This window comes from Tengunoibacter tsumagoiensis (genome assembly GCF_003967535.1).
In the GTDB taxonomy this organism is placed as follows: domain Bacteria; phylum Chloroflexota; class Ktedonobacteria; order Ktedonobacterales; family Ktedonobacteraceae; genus Tengunoibacter; species Tengunoibacter tsumagoiensis.
This window is the reverse complement of sequence record NZ_BIFR01000001.1, coordinates 5061479-5087647: the sequence shown is the minus strand read 5'-3', so window position 1 is coordinate 5087647 and position 26169 is coordinate 5061479. Positions and strand designations below refer to the sequence as shown.

At 54.8% G+C, this 26169-nt stretch carries 31 protein-coding genes; 8 read left to right on the top strand and 23 right to left on the bottom strand.

Annotated features, from left to right (window positions below; genetic code table 11):
* The first annotated feature begins 179 nt into the window (after window positions 1-179).
* The gene (locus EL628_RS20080; RefSeq protein ID WP_126581635.1) at window positions 180-1544 is read left to right on the top strand and encodes an IS110 family RNA-guided transposase; all 1365 of its coding nucleotides are present in this window, start codon (window positions 180-182) and stop codon (window positions 1542-1544) included.
* A 167-nt stretch (window positions 1545-1711) separates the two neighbouring features.
* Here the strand turns inward: EL628_RS20080 and EL628_RS20075 are convergent, their stop codons facing one another.
* Window positions 1712-1996: a hypothetical protein gene (locus EL628_RS20075; RefSeq protein WP_126581686.1), complete on the bottom strand. Its 285-nt coding sequence runs from the start codon at window positions 1994-1996 to the stop codon at window positions 1712-1714.
* Window positions 1997-2389: 393 nt separating this feature from the next.
* Here EL628_RS20075 and EL628_RS20070 point away from each other — a divergent pair, with 393 nt between their 5' ends.
* From EL628_RS20070 to EL628_RS20050, 5 genes are all read left to right on the top strand, one after another.
* Window positions 2390-2899, top strand: coding sequence for a hypothetical protein (locus tag EL628_RS20070; protein ID WP_126581685.1), 510 nt, complete (start codon window positions 2390-2392; stop codon window positions 2897-2899).
* A gap of 23 nt (window positions 2900-2922) precedes the next feature.
* A complete protein-coding gene (locus tag EL628_RS20065; RefSeq protein WP_126581684.1) occupies window positions 2923-3960 on the top strand; it encodes a hypothetical protein in 1038 nt (345 codons plus the stop codon).
* 70 nt (window positions 3961-4030) lie between these two features.
* Window positions 4031-4390, top strand: coding sequence for a hypothetical protein (locus EL628_RS20060; RefSeq protein WP_126581683.1), 360 nt, complete (start codon window positions 4031-4033; stop codon window positions 4388-4390).
* 80 nt (window positions 4391-4470) lie between these two features.
* Window positions 4471-4875 carry a hypothetical protein gene (locus tag EL628_RS20055; protein ID WP_126581682.1) on the top strand — a complete coding sequence of 135 codons (405 nt, stop codon included), beginning with the start codon at window positions 4471-4473 and terminating at the stop codon, window positions 4873-4875.
* The gene (locus tag EL628_RS20050) at window positions 4875-5225 is read left to right on the top strand and encodes a hypothetical protein (protein ID WP_126581681.1); all 351 of its coding nucleotides are present in this window, start codon (window positions 4875-4877) and stop codon (window positions 5223-5225) included. Before EL628_RS20055 ends, EL628_RS20050 begins: the two co-directional genes overlap by 1 nt.
* A 236-nt stretch (window positions 5226-5461) precedes the next feature.
* On the opposite strand, the gene EL628_RS20045 is transcribed toward EL628_RS20050, so the two are convergent.
* Together EL628_RS20045 and EL628_RS31240 are read right to left on the bottom strand one after the other, a co-directional pair.
* Complete coding sequence (locus EL628_RS20045; RefSeq protein ID WP_126581680.1) at window positions 5462-5848, bottom strand: hypothetical protein; 387 nt, start codon at window positions 5846-5848, stop codon at window positions 5462-5464.
* Window positions 5845-6813: an N-acetylmuramoyl-L-alanine amidase gene (locus EL628_RS31240; protein WP_503827290.1), complete on the bottom strand. Its 969-nt coding sequence runs from the start codon at window positions 6811-6813 to the stop codon at window positions 5845-5847. Before EL628_RS31240 ends, EL628_RS20045 begins: the two co-directional genes overlap by 4 nt.
* A gap of 407 nt (window positions 6814-7220) precedes the next feature.
* On the opposite strand from EL628_RS31240, the gene csx15 reads away from it, so the two are divergent.
* Complete coding sequence (csx15, locus tag EL628_RS20035; protein WP_126581678.1) at window positions 7221-7814, top strand: CRISPR-associated protein Csx15; 594 nt, start codon at window positions 7221-7223, stop codon at window positions 7812-7814.
* A 195-nt stretch (window positions 7815-8009) separates the two neighbouring features.
* Here csx15 and EL628_RS20030 read toward each other — a convergent pair whose 3' ends face one another.
* From EL628_RS20030 to EL628_RS19945, 19 genes are all read right to left on the bottom strand, one after another.
* On the bottom strand, window positions 8010-8357 hold the full coding sequence (locus EL628_RS20030) for a hypothetical protein (RefSeq protein WP_126581677.1): 348 nt from the start codon (window positions 8355-8357) through the stop codon (window positions 8010-8012).
* Window positions 8335-8769: a hypothetical protein gene (locus EL628_RS20025; RefSeq protein WP_126581676.1), complete on the bottom strand. Its 435-nt coding sequence runs from the start codon at window positions 8767-8769 to the stop codon at window positions 8335-8337. Before EL628_RS20025 ends, EL628_RS20030 begins: the two co-directional genes overlap by 23 nt.
* A gap of 18 nt (window positions 8770-8787) precedes the next feature.
* Window positions 8788-9135 (bottom strand): hypothetical protein, encoded by a 348-nt coding sequence (locus EL628_RS20020; protein WP_126581675.1) that lies wholly within the window; start codon window positions 9133-9135, stop codon window positions 8788-8790.
* A gap of 15 nt (window positions 9136-9150) precedes the next feature.
* Window positions 9151-9816: a hypothetical protein gene (locus EL628_RS20015; RefSeq protein ID WP_126581674.1), complete on the bottom strand. Its 666-nt coding sequence runs from the start codon at window positions 9814-9816 to the stop codon at window positions 9151-9153.
* Window positions 9707-11812, bottom strand: coding sequence for a hypothetical protein (locus EL628_RS20010; RefSeq protein ID WP_126581673.1), 2106 nt, complete (start codon window positions 11810-11812; stop codon window positions 9707-9709). Before EL628_RS20010 ends, EL628_RS20015 begins: the two co-directional genes overlap by 110 nt.
* A 3-nt stretch (window positions 11813-11815) precedes the next feature.
* Window positions 11816-14437 (bottom strand): phage tail tape measure protein, encoded by a 2622-nt coding sequence (locus EL628_RS20005; protein WP_126581672.1) that lies wholly within the window; start codon window positions 14435-14437, stop codon window positions 11816-11818.
* 18 nt (window positions 14438-14455) lie between these two features.
* Window positions 14456-14590 carry a hypothetical protein gene (locus EL628_RS30850; RefSeq protein WP_281276550.1) on the bottom strand — a complete coding sequence of 45 codons (135 nt, stop codon included), beginning with the start codon at window positions 14588-14590 and terminating at the stop codon, window positions 14456-14458.
* 11 nt (window positions 14591-14601) lie between these two features.
* A complete protein-coding gene (locus tag EL628_RS20000; protein WP_126581671.1) occupies window positions 14602-15003 on the bottom strand; it encodes a hypothetical protein in 402 nt (133 codons plus the stop codon).
* Window positions 15004-15081: 78 nt separating this feature from the next.
* Window positions 15082-16707 (bottom strand): Ig-like domain-containing protein, encoded by a 1626-nt coding sequence (locus EL628_RS19995; RefSeq protein WP_126581670.1) that lies wholly within the window; start codon window positions 16705-16707, stop codon window positions 15082-15084.
* 24 nt (window positions 16708-16731) lie between these two features.
* Complete coding sequence (locus EL628_RS19990) at window positions 16732-17202, bottom strand: hypothetical protein (protein WP_126581669.1); 471 nt, start codon at window positions 17200-17202, stop codon at window positions 16732-16734.
* A gap of 2 nt (window positions 17203-17204) precedes the next feature.
* On the bottom strand, window positions 17205-17615 hold the full coding sequence (locus EL628_RS19985) for an HK97 gp10 family phage protein (RefSeq protein ID WP_126581668.1): 411 nt from the start codon (window positions 17613-17615) through the stop codon (window positions 17205-17207).
* A gap of 1 nt (window position 17616) precedes the next feature.
* Window positions 17617-17922 carry a hypothetical protein gene (locus EL628_RS19980; RefSeq protein WP_126581667.1) on the bottom strand — a complete coding sequence of 102 codons (306 nt, stop codon included), beginning with the start codon at window positions 17920-17922 and terminating at the stop codon, window positions 17617-17619.
* Window positions 17922-18812, bottom strand: a complete 891-nt coding sequence (locus EL628_RS19975; RefSeq protein ID WP_126581666.1) for a hypothetical protein — start codon at window positions 18810-18812, stop codon at window positions 17922-17924. Before EL628_RS19975 ends, EL628_RS19980 begins: the two co-directional genes overlap by 1 nt.
* The gene (locus EL628_RS19970) at window positions 18809-19141 is read right to left on the bottom strand and encodes a hypothetical protein (RefSeq protein WP_126581665.1); all 333 of its coding nucleotides are present in this window, start codon (window positions 19139-19141) and stop codon (window positions 18809-18811) included. The genes EL628_RS19975 and EL628_RS19970 overlap by 4 nt, the downstream gene beginning before the upstream one ends.
* On the bottom strand, window positions 19141-19818 hold the full coding sequence (locus tag EL628_RS19965) for a hypothetical protein (protein ID WP_126581664.1): 678 nt from the start codon (window positions 19816-19818) through the stop codon (window positions 19141-19143). Before EL628_RS19965 ends, EL628_RS19970 begins: the two co-directional genes overlap by 1 nt.
* A 3-nt stretch (window positions 19819-19821) precedes the next feature.
* Window positions 19822-20097: a hypothetical protein gene (locus EL628_RS19960; RefSeq protein ID WP_126581663.1), complete on the bottom strand. Its 276-nt coding sequence runs from the start codon at window positions 20095-20097 to the stop codon at window positions 19822-19824.
* A 49-nt stretch (window positions 20098-20146) separates the two neighbouring features.
* The gene (locus tag EL628_RS19955; protein ID WP_126581662.1) at window positions 20147-21823 is read right to left on the bottom strand and encodes a hypothetical protein; all 1677 of its coding nucleotides are present in this window, start codon (window positions 21821-21823) and stop codon (window positions 20147-20149) included.
* Window positions 21824-21929: 106 nt separating this feature from the next.
* A complete protein-coding gene (locus EL628_RS19950) occupies window positions 21930-23033 on the bottom strand; it encodes an HK97 family phage prohead protease (RefSeq protein ID WP_126581661.1) in 1104 nt (367 codons plus the stop codon).
* 3 nt (window positions 23034-23036) lie between these two features.
* Complete coding sequence (locus EL628_RS19945) at window positions 23037-23816, bottom strand: DNA-methyltransferase (RefSeq protein WP_126581660.1); 780 nt, start codon at window positions 23814-23816, stop codon at window positions 23037-23039.
* Between the two features lie 81 nt (window positions 23817-23897).
* Between EL628_RS19945 and EL628_RS19940 the strand changes: the two genes are divergently transcribed.
* Window positions 23898-24410, top strand: a complete 513-nt coding sequence (locus tag EL628_RS19940) for a hypothetical protein (protein ID WP_126581659.1) — start codon at window positions 23898-23900, stop codon at window positions 24408-24410.
* Here the strand turns inward: EL628_RS19940 and EL628_RS19935 are convergent.
* Window positions 24407-26089 (bottom strand): phage portal protein, encoded by a 1683-nt coding sequence (locus tag EL628_RS19935; protein WP_126581658.1) that lies wholly within the window; start codon window positions 26087-26089, stop codon window positions 24407-24409. The genes EL628_RS19940 and EL628_RS19935 overlap by 4 nt on opposite strands.
* Window positions 26090-26169: the final 80 nt, after the last annotated feature.

Sequence of the window (26169 nt, the reverse complement as noted above, 5' to 3'; positions counted from 1 at the left end):
GCCTTCTGTATGGATGGCATCAAGCCGGATGGCTTCAAGCCTGCACTATAACTGGTCCTGGCGGACGTAAACCTAATAAATGTATGGCAGCATCAAGCAAGCCTATGTCTGTGACTGGTCCTGTCCGCCGCCTGGCCCTCCCCTATTTAAATATTTAAAAAAGAATCAGGAGAAATGCCATGGTTGCCATTCCCCTTCATGCTCATAAAGAGCGGCTCTATGTCGGAATCGACATAGCAAAGTCAAAACACGTCGCCGGATTTTTGTCTGCGCCATTATTGGCATCGCGACAAAAATTTAATAATTGCCCCTCCTTCTCTTTTCAAAACACCAGAGAAGGCTTCGAGTTCCTCGTGTCGAGGATGGCCGACCAGGCACCGCTGGCGATGTGCCTGGTGATCGTCGAAAACACGGGTCATTATGGACGAGCCCTCATTCAATACCTTCGGGCCCACCACATTGAAATTTATTCCATCCACGCAGCAAAGAGGCTGTCTAAGAACAAGACAGACCGCTCTGATGCGCTGAACCTGGCGAATATCCTCTACAACCAGGAGGAGTTGAAGGTACAGGCGAGTGACGCTCAATTGGAGGCTCATCGCTATGAGGAAGCGACGGCAACCGCTGCGCAGCTCGCGGTCCTGGCGCAGCGTCGACAAGAGCTGACCCAGGGCATTACGAAAATTCGCAACAAGTTGACGGCCATATGCGATGAACTTTTCCCCGAATTCGTCACTGTTATCAAAGATCCCAATTTGCCTACCGCATTGGCAATCAGGCACCAATACCCAACCGCTGCCCATGTGGCCGCAGCGTCTGTCGATGATCTCCTGGCGCTTCGGTCTGCCAGAACAAAAAAACCTGGTAGACCTACGCTTCAGCGGCTCGTAGACGTTGCTAAATTCAGCGTTGGGAACGTTGACGAATTCCGCATTCGTGGCCTTATCATTGAGCAGCGGCAACTCATCGAAGAGCTGCGACTTGCAAACCAGCACGCCGACGAACTGGATCGAGATATCGCGGCGATCCTCGCCGAAAGCAGGGAGGGAGCGATCCTGATGTCGATCGACGGCATTGGCCCGACGCACGCGGCGTCGATTATTGCCGCCATCGGAAATATCAATAATTTCGAGAGCGCCTCGAAGCTTCGAGGATACTTTGGGTGGTCCCCCAGATGGACGCAGACTGGTACGACCATTGATTCTGCTACACTGGACAAGGGCGGTAATAATATGCTGAAATCCACCATGTATCTTGTGGCCATGGTGGCAATCAAAAACGACACAGAGTGGAAAGCGATCTATGATCGTTTGGTGCCGATCAAATGCCGGTACGACGACCGGAAGAAAACTTATTCTGGCAAAATTAAAGTCCTTGGCCGCATCGCCGGCCAGATAGTGGGCGTCATCTATAGTCTTCTTAAACGAGACTCCGACTATCTGGCACGTCTCGAGCCAGGCCAGTCTGCCTCTGCCTCTGCTCCAGTTCTCTACAGCCGAGAGGTCCATCGATTTAAAATGGGCCGAGTGTCCAAGCTGGACTAAAACTTTTATAAATGTTACAGACAATTTTTTTCGCTTGCCTGCTTTGGCGACGACGTACGCGTACGCGGAGGAGGATAAGGGTGGCAACGAGGGGACGGCATCATTGCCGATGAAACATCGTGGTTTGCTCATGTCGCCCTCCCTTTTGCTGTTACTATGCGTAATGGTTAGTAGGATAATACTACCATACGCTGCTCGTCTTTGTCAACGGTTTCCTCGGCGTCTTTTTTCTTTCTTTTCGCCCTCGGATTACTCAAAGATGGTTTCTTTATTTGGTCGAGATCCTCTTTGCGCCATAGCGACGCATTGTCAGTGAGCATTGCTGGTCGCAAATTCTTTCTCCTGTGCCTGAGCTGTCGGAATGCTACTGTTGAGTAGCTCGGCATCCCCCACTTCTCTGCTAAGTAGCTGGCTGCCTCTCCAGCCGACAATAATTTTTCTTCTTCGCTCATATTCCCTCCCGTATATGACACTACGTCGTAACGTAGCGTAACACATAGCCGCAGACCTGGTCAATAGTTGTTACGCTGAAATTAAAAATATCCAAGAGAGACAGAGATCTTTCTTAGATATTTTTTTAATTATTCTTCTTATTCTTCTTATTCTTTAATGTCCAAATTAGGACGCCCCCGTCCTGTCTAGCACGGGGGCGTCCTAATTTGGACGGGGGCGTCCTGTCTAGCACGGGGGCGTCCTAATTTGGACGGCTGAAAATGGCTTTTTCGTCTAAAAAACTCATGCAAAAACTCATAGGAATACCTATTGACATCACCCACCGTAACGGTTATACTGTGATTAACCGTTACGGATAGTTACGGTTAAATCAATCAAAGGGGTGCAAAAAAATGACAACAACACTACGACGATCGGCCAAGATCTCCACGAGTGGCTATGGATACGTCGCCATCAAATGCGATCACATCCACGCAGCGACAAATTCCATCCGCTGCGTCGCAAAAAAGGACATGGTTGTCCAGGGGACCAATGGAGCCGAGGTCCATCTGCGATTCGGCGATGTCTTCTATCTGATTCGCTCAGCAAGCCTTGGTGACAACATGTTCTACGTTGTCCTGGCGGATGCTCGAGGAGCGAAGAAATGCAGTTGTCCCGCTCGCAAGCCTTGTAAGCACGAGATCAAGGTGAGCGACCTGGTCGCAGCTCGTCCGAGTGAGCAGCGCGCTATCTCATCGCTGCCGACTTTGCTGCCGACTTTAACTCCGCGCCAGCAAGAGCGTATCGATCTCCTCATCGATGTTTATCCAGATGGCCCTAGCTCCGATCCCCGGCAGGCAGCCAGCAGCATCGAGGAACGTGGAAGCCTCAATGGCTCGAGAGCGTTCAGCATACTTCGTTAAAATTCATAGTAGTATAGATTAGCGTGGATTCGCGGACGATTGCGAATCCACGAAGAGGAGCAGGGATAATGGCGAAATTAGCACGCGACGTACAGCACAACGGCTACCAGGCGCTCTATGAACCGGCGGTGAGTACAGCAGTGACGACTGTGACGAGCACAGAAATTATGAGCGAATCAATACACGAGGCATTGCATTTAGGAACGCCATTTATCAGCGTCGCAAAGCGCGGCGGGTCATCGCTGAGCCAGCATCGGTTGAGCTGGTTTACGGGAAACAATAAGGCTCGAGGCCTGGATGGTCGGGCGCTGCCTGATATCGCGGGGTGGGCAATCGAGCAGCCAGACTTGGATGAAACCGGACTACCAGAGGACTATGAGCTCTACGATGCAATGGCGCTCCTCGTTCAGCGTGGTTTGGCCGCAGAGTGTGTTGTACTTCATCCCGACGATTCCGGCAAACCGCGACCAGTGCGATATTGGGCAATGCCACAACTCGGACTATTCGTGGTATGCGAAGGGGTGCCATCAAAGCAAGAGATGCTCCGCGATCCTGCTGAGAGATGGGGTGTGGCCTATGCCTGGCCGCAGGGCCGAAGCTCAGAATTGCATTTGATTGCATTTTCAAAGGAGTTGATGGATGCAGGATACTGTTATCCATTATCGGTAAAGTTCAGCTCCTACTGTACGGATAGAGCACTAGCCTGCTTAAAGGCTCACGAGCGCGTCCTCAACGTGGCAGATAAGTTCCGAGAAGAAGCAGGAGAGCACATCGGCGCTGCGTACTATGCCTATGCATTGCCGATCGGCGTATCTCCTCGCAGTATCACAGCTGGCAAGGACGCCGGCAAAACCAAGGAGATCTATTACCCTTTCCCTGTAGTCCCTAGACAGATTGATTTACAATACCTGTCCAGTGTCGCGATCAGTCGCGATCAGGCTTTGTTGCTAGAGGAAGACGGTCGCGTCGAGCGCACCGTCGCCTGGTCGGTGGAAAAATCCAGGAGAATTATGGCTGGCAATGAAGCCAGTGAGGTCAACGACGAGGATCATCCATTCTAAGTATTGTTTCGTTTCGTTTAGTTGCGTGCCCCCGGCTAGTTCCTGGGGGCTAATCAAAGGGGTGCATATTATGGTTCATTTAACTGCGTCGTCACTGGACGACCAGGCAGCACAGCTTATTGCTCGTGCCGGCGGCCAAGTCGAGAAATCCCTGGAAAACGATACTATCACCATCACCGTCCATCTCCCTGCGAGCGCAGAGGTCAATCTGGTCTATCCAGGACTCTCTGATATTACTATTGATGTATCTCCACATCACAAAGTATTCCTAAAGTTTGAGGATACTGTCATCTACATTGTGGGCGAGGCCATCAGTGGCCCCATCGCCCTCTGTCCCAACTGCCACCGACCAGGAGTATTAGACTGCGAAGGACCTGGAGAGACGCCGATCTGCTTCGCATGCTTTGTCATTAACGTTGTTGTTGCTTAGTCTTTCTTCCGTTTCCTTGTTTTGTTTGTTTTGTCATCGCGGCGCAATCGACAAGCGCCGCGACATCAAAGGGGTGCTAAATGAAGATTACCATTACTGCTATCGTGCGATTTGCAGTCAGCGGGTTTGCCGCGACAATCCAGATCCAGGCGAGAAATATCGACGCCGTGACCTTGACAATTATCCATGAGTCGATGGTAGAAACGCAGGCGCATGATCTCATCGGTTGCGAGGTTGGCTCGCCGATTTCAGTGACAGACCGCGAATCGGTAACTATGATTGCGCGCGCCGAGGGGCGCATCATTGGAAGTGGCATTTTCGAGATTTGCACCGACATGGCGGAGAGCATTGGCCAGCTGCTTGTAGCGCAGGGCCTGAGCAATATCCTCATCATTCAAGAAGAGGATCAAGAGGATCAAGAGGATCAAGCGGATCAAGCGGATCAAGAGCACCAGGCCACGCGCGAGAAAGCGCAGGTGCTTTAATGCGTCGTCCAGACACTACTGAGATCAACTTGCTGGCGATCAAGGTCGCGATGAAATCATCGCAATCTGCGCAGCCTGCGCTCAGTGCTCGACAGATGGCTTATGCCATATTTATGGCTGCCATGGAGTTCTATTGCGCAAATCCATCGATTACTATGCCTGGCGAAGTACGAGCGACTATTGCCGCAGCCTATAACGAGGCGATCAGCGGAGATGGTAAATTTCATTGCATTTTTTGCTTTAGCGTGGTCATCGCAGCCAGTGAGGCGGGCAAAGACCCACAAGTTTCGCAGGTGCTAGCCGGTATCCGCGCTGACCTGGACGCCATTCTTTGCAACGCCATGGCTTAAGCACTAAGACAACGAACAACAAGACACCTGGGAAGTCAGCATTCCGACGCTACTTCCCAGGTGTCTTTTTAGTTGCGAGGATACAATATGTCCGTTTCCACTTTGTCCTGTGTATGTCCTTCATCATAGTAGCATCCTCATTGATCGCCGTCAATCCTCGAGTACCAATGCACAAAGAGAGACCTGGATCTCTCCAGGCCTCATAAAAAAAGCGGCGACGAGCTGTGCGAGGTAAGCTACGGTCCGCTTATCGGCTTCATTGGCGCGGTGTCGGCGGTTGCGATCTTGTTCGCGTCGGTGACAGTGGGGACCTTTGAGGCAGGCAATATCGGAGCAATGGGCGATGGCCTGGCGAGGAGAAATCTATAGAGCGGTGCCAGAACGCCACACTTGATCAGAGCGTAGCAATACGCGACGATGAGCATAAAATCTATGGATAGATCCCCGACCAGGCGATCTGTAAACATTGCAGCCAATGCAGCACAGGCAATCATGACAACGGCGCTGATGAGCGCGTTGATCCATGGGGCCAGAGTGTCCTGGCTGAGCCATCCAGCTATGACCGTAACAAGCAGAGGCAGGAGCAAAAGCACCGAATCAGGGAGAGTAGGGATGGTCGTCATTTTGCCTCCAGGTCGGCGAGCGCTGCTGCTGCTGCCACGTTGATCTCCTGGATCTCCTTGATCGCATCGACAACCTTTGGATTGATTGCTTGTGCTGAGAGCTGCGCCTGAAGCGACGAGATCTGAGCCTGAAGTGATGAGATCTGCGTGTGTGCAGCGTCCAGCTGCGATTGCAATGCGTAGATCTCCGCGCCGAGCTGCGACTCCTGGATGACGCCGGTTGCCGGAGTCCACCACAACAGGCTATGGACAAAGCATTGGATCTGACCCGCGCCAAAATTGGGCGCATGGGCCTGCACCGGATCGCGATGTTGCTCCAGGCTGAGCGGGACGTCGTCGCTGCTCCAGTTATGCGACAACACCCAATCGCGGAATCCTTGCGTAATGCTGATGCCATTCGGCGCGATCAGCGTATGGCCATCATCGCGCCAGGCTGTTGGTATTCCTCCCATTGTATTTGCACCCCTTTGATTTAGGTATAAAAACAACTCTTGTAACGGGTAATTACCTGGACACCTCGCCCTGGACTGCGGCGCTATGTCCTTGTGTCCGATGATTCCACCGCCTGCGTCGCCTGGCCGCATTGGTATGCGGTGACGTTGGCAGATATCAGCGATCAGCCCAAAGCTCGCCAACTTCTGCGCCACTGTGAGCGGTGTCGAATTGTCTGGCGACGGGTCAATGTGCTCGATACTAATTGTGCACAAATTGAGATTGATGGCTGGCAGCCATGGTGCATGACCAGGCTCGACGCAGCAATTCGCCGCCGCGCCATCACCCTCGCCGACACATTGAACGATCTCGCCATCTAGACCGACAATGTAATGTGACGAGGTCATGAGCGGCGTCGTCGCAAAGTAATTGGCGCATTCGCGGGCTGTTTGGAATCCAGCGGTCTTGTGGATGACAATCCATCGCGGTGCTGGATTGCCAGCGATAAATACGCGAGTTTGATCTACGAGCATCGGAATAATAAACATTGGAGGTTGTCGTCTCCTATATAATCATTGATTATACAATGCAAATGCATTATCTTGCAAATCCATTGCATACAACTAGACATTTGCAATGATTGTCTAATTGTACACATCGTATAGATCGTACAGATCTTACAGATCGTATACAACATTTATGCATAATTATTGTGCTCTAATGTGCAATAATGCTATTAAATGTTGATAACAATGTGGATAAGTGTTCACTTTGTCCACATTATACCACAATAAGCTGTACAATGTATCCATATAAAATCTTAATATTATCTTAATGACACTGGCGCAATCGCCAGGAATAGGACATTCGCGCGCTGCATTGCTCGTGGCGCACGCCATAGAATATAATGATTGAAAATACAAAATAAACGGAGGCGCACATGCCTATTCTTATAAATTTCTCTCATCCCTTATCACCGGAGACCAAACAACAAATATTTCAATCGATCGCAGACGTCGAGATTCGCGCTGTGGTAGTGCAGATCAACCATGATCTCAGCATGGCGTCGCAAATCAGCAAGATCGTTGACAGTACTGCGCTGAGCGGCGACGAGTGGCGCAATGACCTCTATGTCATTATGCCAGGCTATGCACCAGCTGCGACTGTGCTGCTCGCGGCCATAGCTGGTCGTCACGGTCGTCTGCCATTCCTGGTCGCGCTGCGTCCTGTGCCTGGTGCGACGCCAATGAGATATGAGTTGGCTGATGCTGTTGACCTGGAAGCTTTCAGCAAGCAGCAAAATCTCTATCAAACTGCTGTCAATGACGGTCGCGAAGATGCGACCGCAGACTACTCGGAATATTCTGAGAGCAAAGATCGCGAAGAGATTGCATCATTCTGCCAGGACAAAGTGCGCGAGGTCGAGAAAAAATCTGGAGAGCTCTCGGCCATCGATTACAAAAAAAGCTATATTGCTGGATACATGGAAAAAACAGCGCAGCTCGAACAAGAGCGCCCGAAAAAAATCAACTAAGCCCTTTGGCCAGGCTGCTCTCTTGGACAGCCTGACCAATATTGTTCACGGAAGTCATAGAACAGTCCGGCTTTATCGTTATCCGAACAAAGGTGCCACGCAGCAATGCATCGCTTTATCGCATTGCCTGGCCCACAGCGCAAGAGCAATAAAATCAACGAAAGCCCTGGTCTGCGTTGTGCAGCCAGAGCTTTCTTAGTGCCAGTGCGGTGCAATCAGCGTGATCACCCCGATGATAGTGCTGATTGCCAGGCCAGCGGCACCAACCAGACAGCCACCGACCGTCATGGCCGTCCCCGTCCAGGCCTGCGCTTCCGCCGGCTTTTTGCGTAAATCGTTGATATCACCCCGGATCTCCCCGATAGTGGCGTTGAATAGCTCGGTGCTGACCTTCGTCGAAATCATCGCTTCAACCTCAGCCCGCGTTGGCCTCTGTCGCACTTCGATGAGCAGCTGCTGCAATGAGACCTGCACCTCTTTGATATTCCCCGACATTTCTCCGCGCCAGGCATCAACCGGGCTATGATTCTGCTGTGGAGTCATCGTCCATCTCCTTCTCCTTCTCGTCAGCGCTGCTCTTCGGCGCGATGTAACGTTTGCCATGCGCTTCCAGGTGCTTCGCGAATTCCTGGTGCCTCGCAAAAAACGGATTTGCGCCGATTGGCCGCAGCGCAGGAATCATCACTGGTATAGGCTCGCCGGTTAGCGCATGAGGCAAGGTCATTTCTTCGGGCACCATGCCGTACTGGATGGCGTTGGTCGCGGCGAGCTCCTCGGGTGTGAATGCGACGCGGACGAACATCCGCGATCCGCAGCTGCATGGTGGTAGCGCAACGAGATCGTGGTTGACGAAGTAAATATCGTCGTGGCTGACGTGCGCCTGGAGCGGTTTGCAGGCCTTGTGATGACAGCGCCAGTGGATGGAGCCGTCATCGTGGATGGCGTGGAGTCCCATGATGTACCTCTCTCTAATCTAATATTGGATGGTGTAGTTGCCACCGACCGACCAGGAGAGCGACGCGCCAGTGCCGCTCGTATTTACCTGGAATCCATTGGCCGTAAGGTGGCCAGCAACGGCGGTATTGCATCCGCCCGCAACGTGGCCCATATCCGCCTCATCAATAGTGATGGAGACTGGCGTCGATGTCCTCGAGAGACTTGGAATGTAATTGCTGGCATTGGCCCCGGACGCATATGAACTGCCGATCAGAAAGTATTTTCCGGTCTCGGTCGATCCTGATGGTCGCTGAAGCACGTTGACGAGCTGATTGATGTCGGCAGCCAGAACAGTGTTGCCGGTGGTGACGGTATTGAGTGCCATGGTGTGTGGTCTCCATTATTGAAGCGAGATCAGATAATCGTTGGTGATCGGCGTGCCGTTGGGCTTGGTATATGCGTAGAGCGTGTGGGTCATGAGGGTACCACTGCCGATCGTCGATGTTGCATTGATGCCGTAGAGGCCGGCATTAGTGTAGGTGCCATTGGCCTGCGACGGGCCGAAGTATGTTGAGATATCGATCTGGGTTCCTGTGATCGTCTGCGAGCCAGGCACAGCTCTGAAGATCTCTGTTTGCACCGAGGTGTCACCTGGACTCACTGCGTTGATCGGAAAAGTCCCGACCGCGAAGAATTGAGCAAAGCCGAGCGTGGTGGCCGTCGAGCTGCCAATGTAGGTCAGCAATTGAGCGCGGCCAGCGCTGGTCAGCACATTCTTGTGTTCGTAGACCGTGTAGCGATCTCGCTCATTCGCTGCTAGTCTCGGCCACCACTCCATAAAGTCCGTGAGATCGCAGTCTCGCGGTAGTTCGCGGACACGCACCAGGCCACTGAAGCGCAAGGTGTCGCCTGGTGCGACGATGCGCACAATGCAACTGCGAATATTGTCGATGATATTAGCCATAGATCGTTGATCTCCCGTATTGTGCCGTCGATCCATAGAGACCGGTCGCGCCACCGTATGCGCAGGAACCATAGTGGCCGGTCCCGTACACTGATGTCGCATAGGCCGTCTGCACCGTGGCCGAGATTGCGTCGCGCCAGGCGATAATTTCCGACGCGACGACATCGATCTGCTGTGGAGTGGTGATGTTGAGCGTCGTGGTACTGCGGTTGAGCGCTTTGTTTGCGTTGCGGATGTGATCGATGAGTCCTGGCTGGTAGGCACCGAGCTGGTAGGCGTATTCGTTAATGCCATTGCCGAGATAGCTGGCATCGATCGATTGCACCGTATATGGCTGATTGATGATACCGCTCAGCATATGAGTGAGGTAAATGATGCTACCAGCTGGGGCGAAGTGGTCGCTTTTCAGCTTGATGATGGTGCGCGGCTGGCTATACTTCGTCAGCTCAGCCAATCCGCGCGTGGTCGCCGACACCAGTGTAATCAAGTTAGTATCGTTGACTTTGCTATCATAATTCGGCACCGCATACCCTGGTGCCACAGCAGGCCTGGAACCACTGACGCTCTGCGTCGCGACGGGTGCTTCGTACGTATAAGTGCAGATGACGTTGTTGGTGCCGCTGCCCGGAGCGCTCTGGAACGTCAGCGTCTTATTGGCTTTGTCGATGAGCGCTACAATGCCACCACTGCCGAGCGTATCGCGGCCTGCGACGCCAGTAGTTTGCGCCGATCCGCCAACCGTCACCGATTGAACATTGAACGGCGACTGCGACAGTGCAAAGACCTTTGTTGATCCGTTGCCACTGAATGTATCGGAGATTGCCGGTGCGATGAACTTGCCGCCCGTCACCTTGACGCGACGTTTTAGTTGGGTGCCGTCGGACTCCAGAGAAAAGTCGTAGTAGTTGAACAGCGAGGCATTGTCCGGTGTCTCGCTCGTCAATGCGAACAGTGCCGCCGTGTAGAACGCGGTGTTATAGCGGATCGCATAGTAATAATCTATGTAATACACAAAGCCGCTTTGATCCACCAGGCCATTAAGGATCTCGCGCAGTGTATTGTCGGAGTAGCTCACCGAATCGATGTATGCACCGCGCTGCACTGGCGCAGCCGACGAATTATTCGGCGCGGCCAGGCTGATCTGGCCAGCGAAGTTATTGCTCACGACCGATGTGATGATCTGGTCGTCGTATTGGCCAGTGTAAATCGCATTGATCAAACCGTTTTCAAGCAACGCGCCTGGCCCGGCGATGCTGAGTTGCCATATCCGATTCGGGCCGTCGTAGGTGATCACGTAGTCGTCGATCGTGCCCGCGAAGACGCGGCACTGCCTCGAGAACGTGCCGTCGGGCATCTGCGCACTGCCGACCTGCGCAATGTTGTTGTCGGCGGTTGGGTAGGTCACACCACGAGCAAGCGAGGTAAACCACATCGGCTCAGCCTGCGGAGATCCAAAGACCACGACGCCGCTATTGGACCCGCCGACCGTCGTAGTCCCCCCAAAGCTGGCCTTGAGTGCCGTTGCGGTCGCTGGTGCGGTGCCGACGACCGTGATTTGCTGCTGCTGATTGTTGCCAAGCGCTGCTATAGTCGTGGTCGTTGCCCCACCGATGACGTTACCGCTAGCATCGATAAAGTCGAGCTGGAGGAATGCGTTGGCGTTGACGAGCGGCGTGGTCATGAGCATGTACATCGAAAACATGTACTGCTGGCCTGGCCGAACGTGGCCAGCCGGGCAAATCTGGCCGTAGGAGCCACTGCCGAGCGCCGAATTGTTGAATGTCATCGTCGGATTGACGGCCACCGTGATCAATGAACTCAACGCGCCAGCAGCGGTCCATGGGCTCACATTGGGCATGCCGATCAGCACATTATGCGATGGCGTCGTTGGCACTGCGCGGCCACTGGACGTATAGGTCGGTGTCGCGTTCTCGTCGAAGATGATGACTTCCTGACCGATGCTGAAGCTGAACTGCGAGCCGATATCAGTGACTTCGAGGCCGGCGCGTGGCTGCGGATCGCTGATCGCGCTGTGGATCGAAATCGATGGAAATTCGATGTAGTCGGTGTAGTCGAAGCCATTTATCACAGTAAACAAAGCTCAGCTCCTTCCGCCGCTGGTCACGGTCACCAGATTACCGCTGCGTCTCAGCTCACGGCTCAGCTTATCCAGCACCATATCAGCGATCTCATTGGCCTCGTTGCGTGTCCTAGCTGGCGCATTGACCGTGATGTTGATCACGGTACCGCTACCGCCGCCACTCAATGCCGCAGTGCCACCCGACGTCGTCACACCGGACGCGCCAGGCTGGCCGAGCACTGCGACGTGTTGCGCTGTGACCTGCATGGTGGCGTCGAGGATTGGCAGTGCGCTCTTGACGCTTTCGCTGAAGCCACTGATCAAGCCTGGGCCCCACGTCATCAGCTCAGATCCAGGGCCCTCCTTCGCGGGCGAATGGAATCCGAGAAATGAGGCAACCTTGCCGGCGATGTCAGAGGCAGCCTGGCCGACGTTGCTGGCCATGTTTTTGATGCCGTTGATGAAGCCCTGGATCAGGTTGGTTCCCCAGGTTGTCGCGGATGTTGCCAGCGAAGAGAACCAGGTGCTTATGGAAGTCCATAGGTCGCCGAGTGGTTTGGACAGGTACGTCGTCCAGATCGCCGAGAAAACCGAGGCCACTGCGGACCAGGCAGTCTTCGCCAGATCTGCGAAGCTATTCCACTTGTCGGAGATCCACGATGATATCGTCGTCCAGATCGCGACGAGCCAGGACCACACGATCTGCACTGCAACCATGATGGCCGTTGTGATCGTTGCCCATCCACGAGTCGTCGCATCGGACAAAAACGTCCAGGCGGCGACGATCCAATCGACGGCACTTTGCCATGCTGACATCAGCCAGGCTATCGCTATTTTGACGGCGGCGACGATGGCATCACAGAGCATCTGGAAATAGATGTTGTGCTGGTAGAGCCAGACAAAGAGCGCCGCGATGGCCAGGATCGGGCCAAACAAGACGATGAGCAACACCGCTACGGCGATCTTCGCGGCGTTCACGATAAAATTCCACGCCGCCTGCATGGCTTGCTGAATGCCATGCCAGATGTTGATGAAAAATGCGCCCACTGCATGCATTGCATCTTGGAACCACGCTGAGAACGCCGCCCACACAGTCTGCAACCATTTGATGATGTCCCCCCAGTGCTGCACTGCCATGATTATCGCGAAAACGACGAGTGCCACCGCTGCGCCGATCGCAACGAATGGCCAGATGGCGGCCAATGTTGCCACGGCAGCCGCGCCAGCTGCGACCGCCCATGTCCAAAATGAGGCTATCAGCGCTGGAAGCAACGTCGCTAGATAAATCGCAAGTCCAGCGGCCAGACCTGCGAGCGCGGCGAGCAATGCGTCGGTGGCGACCTGGCTATGCTGGAAAAAGGCAACGATCTGCACAATGGCAGAGACAAGCGATGCTATATCCCTGGCCACGGTGACAATAACCTGCGACAGCACTGAGATGGTCGCAGTGAGTGCGGACGCGACGGCCTCGAGGACATGATGCTGCGTCGCCCACTCTGAAAATTGAGAGATGAGCGGTGTGACCTGCGCCATGAGCTGAGAAAGCACCGGTAGCAATGCGGACCCAACTTTAATGAGCAGCGCATTGAGAGCCTGCTGTGCCTGGCCGACCTGGAAATTGAAGTCTTTTTGTACCAGGCTCCAGCCCTGCACCGAATCGCCGCCGCTCTTCATCGCCTTGCCAATCGAGTCGACATTGCCCTCAAAGGTCTTCATGTTTTGCCCACCGAGCATCAGCGCCACATTGTATCCAGTGGCACCACCGACAATGTGTTTAAAGGCATTCACCGCCTCGACGCTCCCTGCTGGAAACTTTGAGCCGACGTGATCCTCGACCATTTGCAGTGCTGCGGATAGGCCCTGATTTTGCAATGTGTCTTTGAGATCCTGTGCCGACAGACCAACGGCTTTCATGCTTTTCTCAGCGGCAGCGTTGGGCGCGGCCAGGCTGCGGATCGTATTCGCGAGGTTCTGCGACGCTTGCTGCGCTCCCATGCCAGCGTTGGTCATCGTCGCGATGGCCCCGCCAACCTGCGGAAATGAGATACCGAGCGAAGAGGCCAGAGGGAGCACTGAACCCATTGAAGACGCGAGATCCTGGAGATGTGTTTTTCCCGAGGCAACTGTGGTGATCAATGCATTCGTTGCTGACGCGGCCTCGGTGGCTGGCAGGTGGTAATCAGTGAGAATCGTGGTGACTGCGTTAGCCGTGACACCGAGATCCGCAGATCCAACCTTCGCCCCCTCAGCTGCCGCCTGGAGCACTTTGAGTCCATCGGCACCATGGATACCACTGCTTTCAATGAGATACATGCCGTCCGTGAGCTGCTTCGTGCTCGTCGCTGTCTTCACAGAGAGATCCAGGATGCCATCGCCGACTGCCTTGAGGTTCGCCTGAGCTTCGCCCGCGCCAGTCACAAGAGATGTGAGTCCTTCCTGGAAGTCGCCAGCCATCTTCGTCGCCTGAACACCAACGCCAACCGCAGCCGCGCCAACACCAAGCAGGACCGCACCGGCAGCCGATGCTGCTGCGGTGACATTTCCGCTGCCGAGCGATGCCAACGCGCCGCCAATATTTTTGACGACGTTGCTGGCCATGTCCACGGCGGCGACATTGATTGCGAGGTTGAGGTTGTCTGACACGGTGATCTCCAGGGGATGCTAAGAGGACGGTGTATTGTCTTTATTGGCGTCGTATTCAGCCTGGCGCATCGCCGACCATTCCTCGATCTGTTCGGCGACGACGCCACGTGGCGCGCTTCGATATTGTTGCCAGCCACCGAAGCGCTGCATCATGACTGCGTCGATTACTTGCTGTGGGACGCGGTTGCTACGACCTCGATGCCATGCGTAGCACTCGTCGTAGATTCTTTTTTTTCCTCAGCGGACAGAGGAGCGCTGATGGCTTCGATCTCGTCGAAGATAAATTTGGAGTCGGCGCGATCCAGGCCGCGAATGCTCTGCTCATTGAGCGGCAGGGGGCGATTCTGGTCGTCCGTGAGTGTCCAGGAGACGATGCCGCGCTGGAGGGTGAGGCGTTTGACGCGGCCAGTGTGGAGATGGACCTGGCTGTTCGCGTTGACGCTGGCGATCTCATCCTGGATCTGCTCTTCGTCTTCAGTGTTGAGACTTCGAATGATAACGACTTCGTGGGCGTCCCAGTGGTCGGCGCGGATTTGCTTGGTTGCGATGCTTTTGCGTCGAGACATATCAATGTGTTCCTTTATATATGCAGTGAGAGTTGAAGTAATGAGTACGCCAGCGAAGAAGCACGCTGGCGCAGGGGATTACGCGGTGTAGTTCGGGGGTTGCTGCGACACAATGACCAACTGGTGCGAATAGCCCTTTGAGATCTCATAAATGCCTTTGGCCTCGAGATCAGCCTGGACATTGTCGAGCTTCGTCGCGTCGCGTTTGAATTTGACGTATTGCGCGGGGAAGATCCAGGTCCACGACTTTGAATAGATGGTGCCGGCCACGGAGCCGATGTAGCCGCCGAGGAACTGGAACGCCAGAAATTGCTTGAGATTGGTGCGGTATGCTTCGAACTGGTCCAGACTCGCGAAGTCAATCTTCGCCGTCAACATGACCTCGCGCTGCTGTCGATACAATCTATTGAAATTCTGCGTCACCGTGGCCGTGTAGATCGGCTTCTGCGGTACTTTAATGCTGACCTTGCCTTCAACGACGCTGCTGTAAGCAGTGGTTGCCGGTGTGCCACCAAGGCTATCGATGTAGATGGCGGTCTGCCAGCCGACCATCGGCAAGTCCTGCGGCTGCGCAAGCGATGAGACAAGCGACGCGCTCAGTGGGTTCGTTGAGCGATTTCCGATCGGCAAAACATCCCACGTCCCACCCTTCACTGAAAGTGACGTCTCTTTTTCGACGTTGAAGGCAAACTCCAGGTCCGTGAGGTAAGTCTGCGGAATGACGTTGCTATCGGTGCCGCTGTACCACTCCAGGCACGCGCTATAGAGTGCGTTGAGGTCCGGTGTGAAGGTATATTGCCAGCCGTAGACGCCGGTGATCGCGCAGGAGCCCGAGGTCAATCCCGTGAATGCCACGCCGCTTGCATTGACGGCGCTGTAGACATTGGTGCTGTAATACGTGCCGTTGCCGTTACTACCACCCGCTGCGGCAGTGATGGTTTCTGAAACAGCTACGCCCCACTGATTTGTGCCTGATACGACGATGGTGCCCGTAGCCGACGATGAAGTCACCGTGAAAATGAGTACCATGCCTGGCGCGGTCGGCTGAGTGGTCAGCGAAAATGGGCCACCGCTGATAGCACTGCTGGTTTTGAGCGACGTCGGTGAGGCGGGGATTGAGACCACAGCCGGATTATTGCTGACACCTGCGTAGGCCGCAAACATCGATGCCTCGGGGTATAGAGCCTGGTCAATTTTGTTGATCGTCGGCTTTTTGATGGTCTGCAACGATCTCGTGTCACGATCCAGGAGGCCGCGCGCTTCTTGAGGCGAAAAGTAGCCGAAGGGATCTTCGATGTCGGCGATGCAGGGAATGAGATATTTCGCAGCCTGGACACCGTAGATCATGATCTTCGCGTTCGCCAGGCCGGTCGTGGTGATGCCGTTGGCGTTCACGGTCGCGTAGACGTTGGTGCTGACATATTCATAGTCGTTGACCTGGACTGCCTGGCCCGCCGCTTGGATTGGTATTGTAGGCGTTGTCTCGGTCGGCGTGCCGCCACCGACACCGGTGCCGGTGATCGTCACGGTGCCAGTCGTGGTGTTGCCTTGCACCAGGATGTATAAGCGCATCCCTGTTGACCCGCTAGGCTGCGTGGTCAGTGAGAACGAGGCTGACACAGCGCCGTTGTAAAGGAGCTGCGGACCTGGATTATTGATGTTTTCGAGGACGAGGCCGAGGGTTCCCTTGGCTGCTGTGCCCATAATGGACTCCTTAGAAGAGGTAGTTTACGGCTGTGGGCCGTTCGGGAGGAAGTATTCGTAGGTAATTTCGAGGAGGAATTCGTGTGCTCGGCAATTGTTGCCGTTGATCGTCGGGAACGAATAGCGCTCGCTACCAGGCACCATATTGACAATCACTGGCCCTGCGACGCTCAACGTCGCTGACTGCGCAAAGAGAAACGTTACAGCGTCGCGGATCGCATAGAGTTGCTGTTCAGCCGACGAGGCGCTAGCGTACGGCACCACGCTCGCAATGTTAAAGTGCGGCTTATCGTGGATCTTCGCGGATCTGCCGAGCGTATAGCGCTCCACAGAGCCAGCAACGGCCATGACCACGCCGACCGGCATAGCATCGGTATAATCCTTGAGTCCGCCGATGATTGTGTTGGCATATGCTGGAGATCCGTTGACGGTCGCGCCTGCCATGATCGCCTTGATGGCCGTGGCGACGGCGTAGGTGTTCGGTGAGGTTGGCATGGTTAGGCTCCTAGCCTGTTCAGTGCACGCTCAACTGCGTCCTCGACAAGGCCGAAGACGTGGTCGTGTTCCTGGTTGGCAGCGGCGGCGAAGTAGTAGGCACCGGGGTCAAAGTGATAGTAGCGTCCGAGGCGATCAACCATACCGCTAAAACCAAATTCGCGACGCCTGGCGTAGGGAAGATCCGAGCCGATCTCGAGCTCATATGGCGAATCGTTGACCTTGCGGATCGATGCCTCCAGGCGTCCACTTGGATTCTGCCAATGCATGTTGCCGCGCACCGCACCCACGAGGATATCCCCTGATTCGCTGAGCGCTGCCTGGACTTCCTCGCTCATATAGACGCCGAAGCCCGCGAACTGCGCGATCTGCGCCAGGCTTCGCGGGTCGAAGCTCATCGAGAATCCAGCCATATTACACTCCTAGCAGCTTCTCAGCCGGTATTTTTGCGTATGTCTGGCCGTAGGACTCCACGTTTCCGAAGACTCGGTAGCGCGTCAATGCGCCGGTCAGCGGATCGATGTTGTGCTCATCGATGAGCAGATCGCCACGTCGAATATCGAGCGGGCCGCCGCCGGTGCTGCGAATCCAGAATGAATCATAGGGGCTCTGGCCGCCAAGATCCGCTGCGACCCGCCATTGCATATTCTGAATATTCGTTGGAATGCCAGTGCGGACCGTCGCAGCTGAGCGCTTGATGGTCATGGTTGTATCGAACATTAAAAGGCTCGCTGTCTGTAAGGAGAAAGCGCGGATTCAGCACGCATCACGAGGACAGAGCGGCCAGTGGTTTCGCCGCGTAGCCTGGTTATCAGTTGCACATCGCCGAGCCGAACCTCAGCCGCGCCGGTTGGATTTCGCCGATCGCTCAGAAGATCGCTGACGAGCCAGATGCATGCCTGGCTGATGTCGTATGGCAATGATGCGTATGCATAACCTGCGGTATATGAGATCTGTACAAAGCCAGGCGTGGTCTGCGAGAGAGGCCGTGTAATCCCCGACCACGGCACCGTCCCCGAGGTTGTGGAGAGTTGCGCAATCGTCACAATTTGTTGATCGGCGTCGATCATGGCCTGGCTTGCATCCAGGTTGATCGTTGTCGATGCATTGAGCGAGATCGTCACCGCCGACACTGTTGTCACAGGGAATTGCTTTGGCCGAATCAGCAATTGATAATCTCGGTTCATCGCTGCGCGCATAGAGCGCAGCTGAAGCCGTTCGGCGCTATGCGATGCCTGGAGTAAAGGCTGCCGGCAGAAAGCCTCGATCTGCGCCGAGGCATTGATGATCATGGACGCCAGGCTACCCCCGCTTCCATCGCTACACAGCGAGATGCCAGCAGTATGCGCATTGCTCAGCGGTGTGCAGGTGAGCGACGTCGCGCCAATGGTTGCCGCTGCCGTCAGGGTCACAATCTCGGTCGCGCTGCCATCAAAGAGATAGATGCGATCTCCGCTGGACTGCGCAGCCGTGAGCGCGGTCACAGGCAAGGTTGTTGCACCTGTTGTTGTTGACGATGAAAGCAATAAGACATTCGATACGAGCGTTGAGGTGTCGTGGCCTGACGGCGCGCGAAGATAGTCAGCGACACTGATGTATGTATTCATCATTTGGCGATCACCTGGAAGACTCCGATGCTCAATGTCTCAGTGAAACCGCCTGGAAATGAGATAACCAGGAAGAGCACATAATTACCGAGGCTCGCAACATCAGCGCTAGATGGCTGATAAACGACGCTCGCCGGCGTGCTGCCACTGGCTGCGGTGATGGCCGAGAAGGTACCAGAGCCTACGACCTCGACGCCATTATCGGTATTTTTGATCAATAGTGTAAAGCTGGATGGAGAAAGTGACGCGACATTGATAGTGCCGCTATCAGGGATGAGCGAGATCGTCCAGGATGGCGCTGTGTCACCCTTATACCATGGAGATATTGCCATTAATGCCCCCTTGCCGTTGCTTTGCCGTCGCGGCCTGTAGCGGATGTTTTGCCGTCTCTGCCTGTCGCGATGACCGTTGTATTCTGCGGCGAGCTTACGGGTACGATCAGGTCGTCGGCGATAAAATTATCGATGCTAATGCCGCTGGCCGTGTTGCCGTTGGCCAGAACCGCAAAGCCGCCCGATAACACCGAGGAATCCGTTGTGGTTGTCGTCCAGGTCGTTGGCTCCATGGTGCCATCTTGCCAGACGCGGCCATAGAGCGATGTGCCGATGCATCGAAGTCGCATCCAGTAATGCGTGGCGACGACCATGGTAAATGTTGCAGTGGTCATCTGGGTGTTAGTGCCGGCATTGGCCTTATTGAGATGCACACCGCCACCATAATATAAAAATTTATAGGTGGTCGTGTTGCCACCACCAGCAGAAAAGCGCGCCTGGACTCCAACGACATCTCCGCTATTGGCGATGGCCACGCGAGCGCTCACATCCTGGTCGGTCAGCGTCTTGCTCCCAAGCTGCACATGGGTGTCTGTGGCAAGCGATGAGATCAACCCGCTATTTGCGCTGATTGACAGCGTTCCAACGCCCGTCTCGGTCCACGTCTCGCCATCGCTGGCCGTTCCCCATCCGCTTTGGTTGCCCCGAGCGAATGTATCCGATGCCTGGATCGTCATGTTCTACAACCCTCGCGCATCGAGCTCTTTGATCCGCGACGTGTGCAGGAATCGCTTTGTTCCTGCGACGGGGCAGGGAACCTCAATAAACACGTCCCCGACGTCGGGATCGAGGATACCAGCCAGGACCGATCTCTTGAGGTTGAGGTGATACTCAAAGCTATTGTCCATTCGCAGCGTCACCGCAAGGATCTCGTCGGACTGCGCAGTCTCCTCGCTTTGTTGCTGTATTTCTCTTTCGGCTGAGGTTGCGCTGCTCTGCTGATTTTTCTTGGCCATGATGACCTCCAGGTAGTTCGGTGAGAATCAATCTCACCGAACCTCGATCTTAGTGATAGACAACGCCGTTGAGGATGCCCCAACCGCCGAGAAATTCGTTGCAGAGCGTCTCGTCCACGAAATCGCCGAAACCCCAGGCCGTCGGGTTTTGCTGAGTCGGTGGATAATCGACTCCGTAGTAGTCACGGTTGTAGATGATTCTGAATGGAGGATCATTGTAGCCAGAAACAGGGTACGGAAAGCTCATCGAGCCGAAGATGAGCGTGCCTTGCGCCAAATACGGCAGTGGCACGATGTCAACTAGCCGACCGGTGGCCTCATTGAGAATCTTCGTTACTCTGTATCCGGCGATCAAATTGTTCTGTGATGAAGCCGAGTCGGCAGAGACCACAACGCGTGTGTTGCCAGCCGCAGTAACCAGGTTAGTAATCGTGATCGCGTCCTGTGGGCTGCAAAACAGGTATTCGGGGTTTGCGCGCGCGGCGTTAAACATCTGCAAGAATTGATTCTGTATGTCGGAGAGAGCCAGGTAGCCAGTGGTAGCCGCTGGCTGAGTGATAAATGATTTCAATGCCCCGGTGCCGGTTGCGATGTTGGCGAAGATGCCGGCATTGTTATACACCAGGCTTTGAGCTCCCTGCCAGGTGAGCGGCTGAGACAGAGTCGAAGGCTTGACCATCGCTGTATTGGAAACCACCGTGCTCAACGCGGTGCCGCTGGTCGTCAGCGAGGTCATGGTTGCGCTGAAATTTCCTTGAATTTGTGAGGCTGGCTGGTTCAGAGCCGACGCGCCACCGAAATTTGAGGCTGCGCTCTGGAGGAACATGGCGGATGCCGCTGGCTTAGAGGCTGCGGTCGCGGCGTACACGTTGTATTTCGTCGTGGTGTTGGGCACTGTGAATAACGTGAGTGCGATGCTGCCGGTGGTGCCGCTGGCAATGGTGTATGGCCCAAGAATACCAGTGCTCAATGTTTCGCCGTTAGTGTTGACAGCGGTGACGGCGAACCAGTACGGATTCGTCGCGGCCAGAGATCCGCCGGTGGTGCTCGTCGAGACCAGGGGAGGCGGTGGAGTCCAGAGATAATCACTCATATTGATGAGCCAGTTCTCTTCGATCAGCTTCAGCGCATATAGGAGCTGTGACGTCAAGAGTGCGCGCAGATCCCCCTCGAAGCTTCGACCGCGCCATTCAGCCTGGAAGGTGAGGGCGTCTTGGAGTCCGATGGTTTGAAAGGTGTTCGACAGTGCGGTGACTGTGCGACTGACATAGCTAGGTGTGCCGCCATCATCGACTGCACCAAGGACCGATAAAGGAGAATTTCCGCCAAAGAAGTCGACGACAGCTTTCCAGTTGTGAATCGGCACTCCTACGCCAGCCTGGCGCGGCGTCATATTGAGCAAGGGCGTCAGGAACGGAATCAGCATTGCAGCCGGGGCTTTTAGATCATATCCAATAAAACCCGTTGCAAGATTGGTACCAGCACGAACAAAGTCAGCCTGAGCATTTTTGACGAGTGATACCGTCTGATTGCTGATGTCAGCCTGGTCGGATGCATTCGGAGGCAGTGCATTACGGTAGATCGATCCGACCTGCTGCCGGGTCATTTCCTTGCTAGGCGCAGGTAAGCCATGAGTAATCGGTGTTAATTCGTTGACGATCTCGGTCGCCAATTCCGGGGAAAGTCCACGGACACGCTCGACGAGCGCATCAATTTTTTGAGCCAAGGTAGTGCTCCTTGAGGATAGAAAAAACAGAGGAAGTATGCAGAGAGCATATGTGGGAGAGAGAGCGGGGACGCGATGACATACAAAGCTATGCTATGAGCATAGATTATCGGCGAGGCACCAGGGCCGCAGCGGCGCGAATGGCATCGTCGACATTGGTTGGCGGCGCGAATCCAAGTTCTGCTGCGCGCTGGATGACGTCCGCGTCGCTCATCGCACTTCGTTGCACGCCGCTGGTCGCCAGGTGCTTCTCGACAGCCACGCCCGCGCCATGCAGCACTGGCCCGCCATCGAGTGGCGTCTCCGCGATTTTTTTGCAGAGAGTCTTGATCTCGTCAAGCTGCGAGGACAGATCATCGACGCGCCTCGTCAGATCTGGCGCTTCTTTGCGTTGTGCGTCGCGAGCCAGCAGAGCGTTGACGCGCTGAGTCGTACTGCCGAGCTGCGCCTGGATCGCGACATTGACTTCGCGGATGATCTCCGCGATCAAAGCACGCTGCTGTGCATCCTCGCCGGCAGCCAATTTCTCAACCATACCAACGCAATCATCACAGCCGCAGAGCGTCATCGCCTGGTCGCGCATGGTATGCAGCGATGACTTGGTGTCAGCGGAGATCCGAGCACCGGCACGCTCGATGGACTCATCGACTGGCTCGGCAGACGGTGAGATCTCATCTTCGCTGTCAGCGGCCAGAACATCGGTTGCAGAGCCGTTAGCCCGGACAATGGCAATGTTGGCGACTGGACAGCTCGGGTTATCGACGAGCGACAATTCGACGAGATCGTAGCGATCCAGGATTTGGACGCGGCGACCGTCTTTGTCGATCTCTGACCATTTGCCGTTTTTGCCGCCAACCGAAAAGCCGGTGAGCGTGCCATCTAAGACTTTTTGCCAGGTGTCTTCAGCGCCATTGCTGATTTTTGCGCGGACGATGATCTGTTTGTTGTCGTCGTCAGGTTTGATCTCCAGTGCTCGCCCAACCGCCTTGTGGGGGTCGTGCATCTCCCGGATATTTCCGCGCCATGCTGTGAAAGCATCTTTGCTGCCCTGGTAGCGAAAAATCGTTCCATGGCCGTCTTCGACCTCCGCTGTAGCAGTGCCAATGACTTCGCGCTTTTCGCGATCGATCCGCTCGATGGGGATGTAATAATTGATGGATTCGGGGAGTGTGCCGCGCTCAATAGGTTCGGCGCTAGCTAAATTTGTCATGGGTTATGGGTTCTCCAGTCGTTCAATGAGGATGGCTTTGTCGCCGGTGTGTGATTCGTAGCGAGCTATGGTGACGTCGCAATAATGAGGAGAGATTTCGATGCCGTAACAATGGCGATCTTTGTTGTGCGCGGCCAGCAGAGTCGAACCGCTGCCAAGGAAGGGGTCATAGATGACGGTGGCTCTTGGAATTACGCTGAGAAGAGATTCAAGGACTGGCAGTGGCTTTTGAGTGGGGTGCCAAATATTGCCAGATCGCTGGCAGGAAATGACGTTCCCATGCCCTGCCTTTAGGTCAAAACACCCTTTACTAATGGTTCCTACCAGGATAAGTTCATGCTGAGCACGCCAACCAATACCCATACCCATGCTTTTCTTGTCCCAGACGACCATCGATCTTACACCATATCCTCTGCTTTCTGCGACATCGAAGAGGTAGCACCACATGCGCCAATCAGTAAAGACATTGATGATGTTTGCTTCAATTCCCATCACCGCCTGCCTTATCAGAGCCATATATCCTCGTGTGGAGAGCTGATCATTAATGATAGTTGCTCTTCCTGGCGCGCCAGTTCCAATGCTTCCATTGCTCTTCCCTGCTTCCTGCCAACCGCCGCTACAATACGGTGGATCGGTGACAACTGCATCTACTTTGATACCAGTCAATAATCGTCCAACATGATGCTTATCAGTCGAATCTCCGCAGAGAATGCGATGCCTGCCAAGTTGCCAGAGATCGCCTGGCAGACATCGAGCCTCAACGTCTGTCCTCATTGTGCTCATTTTTGTCTAATCCTATGCCGGCGCAATCGTACATCGACACCGAGGATGCGCCGGCGGAGCAGTGTCACCCGATGGCCATAATTGATCTATAGGCAGAGGCGAGGCGTCAGCATTTGCGAGGCACCGATCGCACGCATCAGGCTCAGCGAGCCAGTAGATCTCCTCGACGCCTGCCTGTTGCATTTGATGCACCACCTCTTCCTCGACCGCCGCGCAGACCTCTGTCTGGCCGACCATATCTGCGTATTCTTCGCCCCATGCGTCGAACTCAGTCTCAGCCTGTGCTTGCTTCTCTGCATCGCTGATCTCCTCACCCTCGCCGTCACCAAAGATCGCATCGATGATACCAGCGACGCGATCCTTGATCTGTTCGATGATACCGGCAACGACCTCGGATGCGCGGCTTGCGAAGTTGGCCAGGCTGATCATCTGTCGCTGAGCCTGGCCGACAATGCGTTCTCCTTCAGTCCTGGCACTTTCCAGGAGTTCAGTGATTGCATCGACGAGCTGAGATTGCGCCGCCTGGTCTGGCAGTTCGACACCATCTTTGCTCAGCTTGGCCAGGCTGATGAATCCCTGGATGGCACTGGCTAGCCGCTTCTCCAGGGATATCTGCGATTTTGATGGTGGCCGCCACTCTCGACGGCCACGCCGAAAAAATCAGGGTACTCGCTTCGCTCTTCGTCGTCGTTGGGCTTTGCGCCTTGCTCCGGTGGGGTTCCTTGCTTCTGCTGCTCTTCGTTGCCATTCGGCGCGGTCGGGGGATTCTTCGCGAGTTCGAAGCCTGCCATTTTAGCATCGTTGGAAGCTTTGCGCATCGCAGGATCGGCAATGTCCTCCAGGAAGACGGGGCCATCTTTGGTGAGAATGAATGGCGGTATGTCTTTCTCGACAGGTAGCTTGAGTTGGCGCGCCGCGACACTCGGCGACACAATGCCAGAGGTGACAAGCGTTGAGTACGCGGTTGCCTGCGCCTGGAAGTCTTCAGCCTCTTCGAAGCCTGCGAATGTGACGATGAACCGATCTTCGTTGAAGTACTTTTTGAGAATAAATGAGAACAACGTTGCATAGCGGTCTACCAGCGGTTGCACAGCGCGTCGGTAGAAAACGTTTTCCTGGCTATCTCCGCTCGATTTGTTAACATCCTCGGTGAAACCAAGATCAGCGAGCGTCATCGAATAACATGCGGTCGTGATGTTTAACAGAAATTGGTCAAAATCGACATAGATGTCTTTGTCATCCGTTGCCGTGTATTTGCTGCCAGGCTGAATCACCTTGACGCGGCTTCGCGCCTGATCGTTTCCGGCAAGCAACGCATCCCATAAATCTTGATATGCGAGGAGTTGCTCAGGCGTCCACTGACTGCCATCGTCAGGCGGCTCTAAGAGACCCGCTGGAACATTGCCATCCGTAAATCTCGAGAGATCCTTGTTTTCCTTGCGAAGAGCCTGGTTGATGCGAAGTATAATTCTCTCATTGCGAGACAAACCATAGGGGCTATCAGCGCGCACCGTCTCTCGGAAATACAGCATTTCGTCGCTGGTGTAGAGACCTGCGGGCACTCCATACAGGAATTGCTGATAGCTCGGGTATGGCGGCTGTGGTCGTCGGCCACGCGGATCTAAGAGTGGCTTGATCGTGGCACCATCGACGATCTCCAATGCATAAAGCCCGCCGCCTCGATTCAGACGAGGATAGATCGCGAGGGCATCGATTTGCAATGTTTCTCGTGTTGCCATTCGAAGCCACGATTTGAGATCGTAGCCATTGCCTGGATCTGGCATCGAGAAAAACTCGGTGTAGCGGGCAATGTCTGCGGCGAATTTCTTATCGCTGCTATCAGCGTCCCCAACGATTAACTCAGGTCGTGGCTTGATGACAAGGTTGAGCTTTGCGACCGTGTCCAACCATACTTGCTCGCAGAGCATTGCACCATCATAGAGCGCTGCCAGATTGCGCAGGGTATCAAAGCTGGTCGCCTCAGTGCTGCGCGGTCGCACTGAGATGTTGTAGCCGACGGGAAATTGCCAGCCTCGAGGCATGCCTCCAGGGCTTAGATCAGGCTGCGGAGTCAGCGGTGCGCCAGGCGAAAACATCGGAGTTCCCTGCTTGGCCGGGGCCTGGCTCTGCTGCATCTGCTGCAACAGCGCGTCTTGATTGATAGGCCGAGGAGTAGCGCCGGGTGGCAATGCTAGCTGAGAGAATCGGCGCGCTATCGCAGCATCAACGATCTGCTCTATATTCTGTTTTTGTCTGCGCGATCTTCGTGACATCGGTGATCTTTCGTGGTGTAATCAGAGGCAAATAGCGAGGAGTCGAGGACGAGCAATTATTGCTAGGTGCAGGCTGTGGT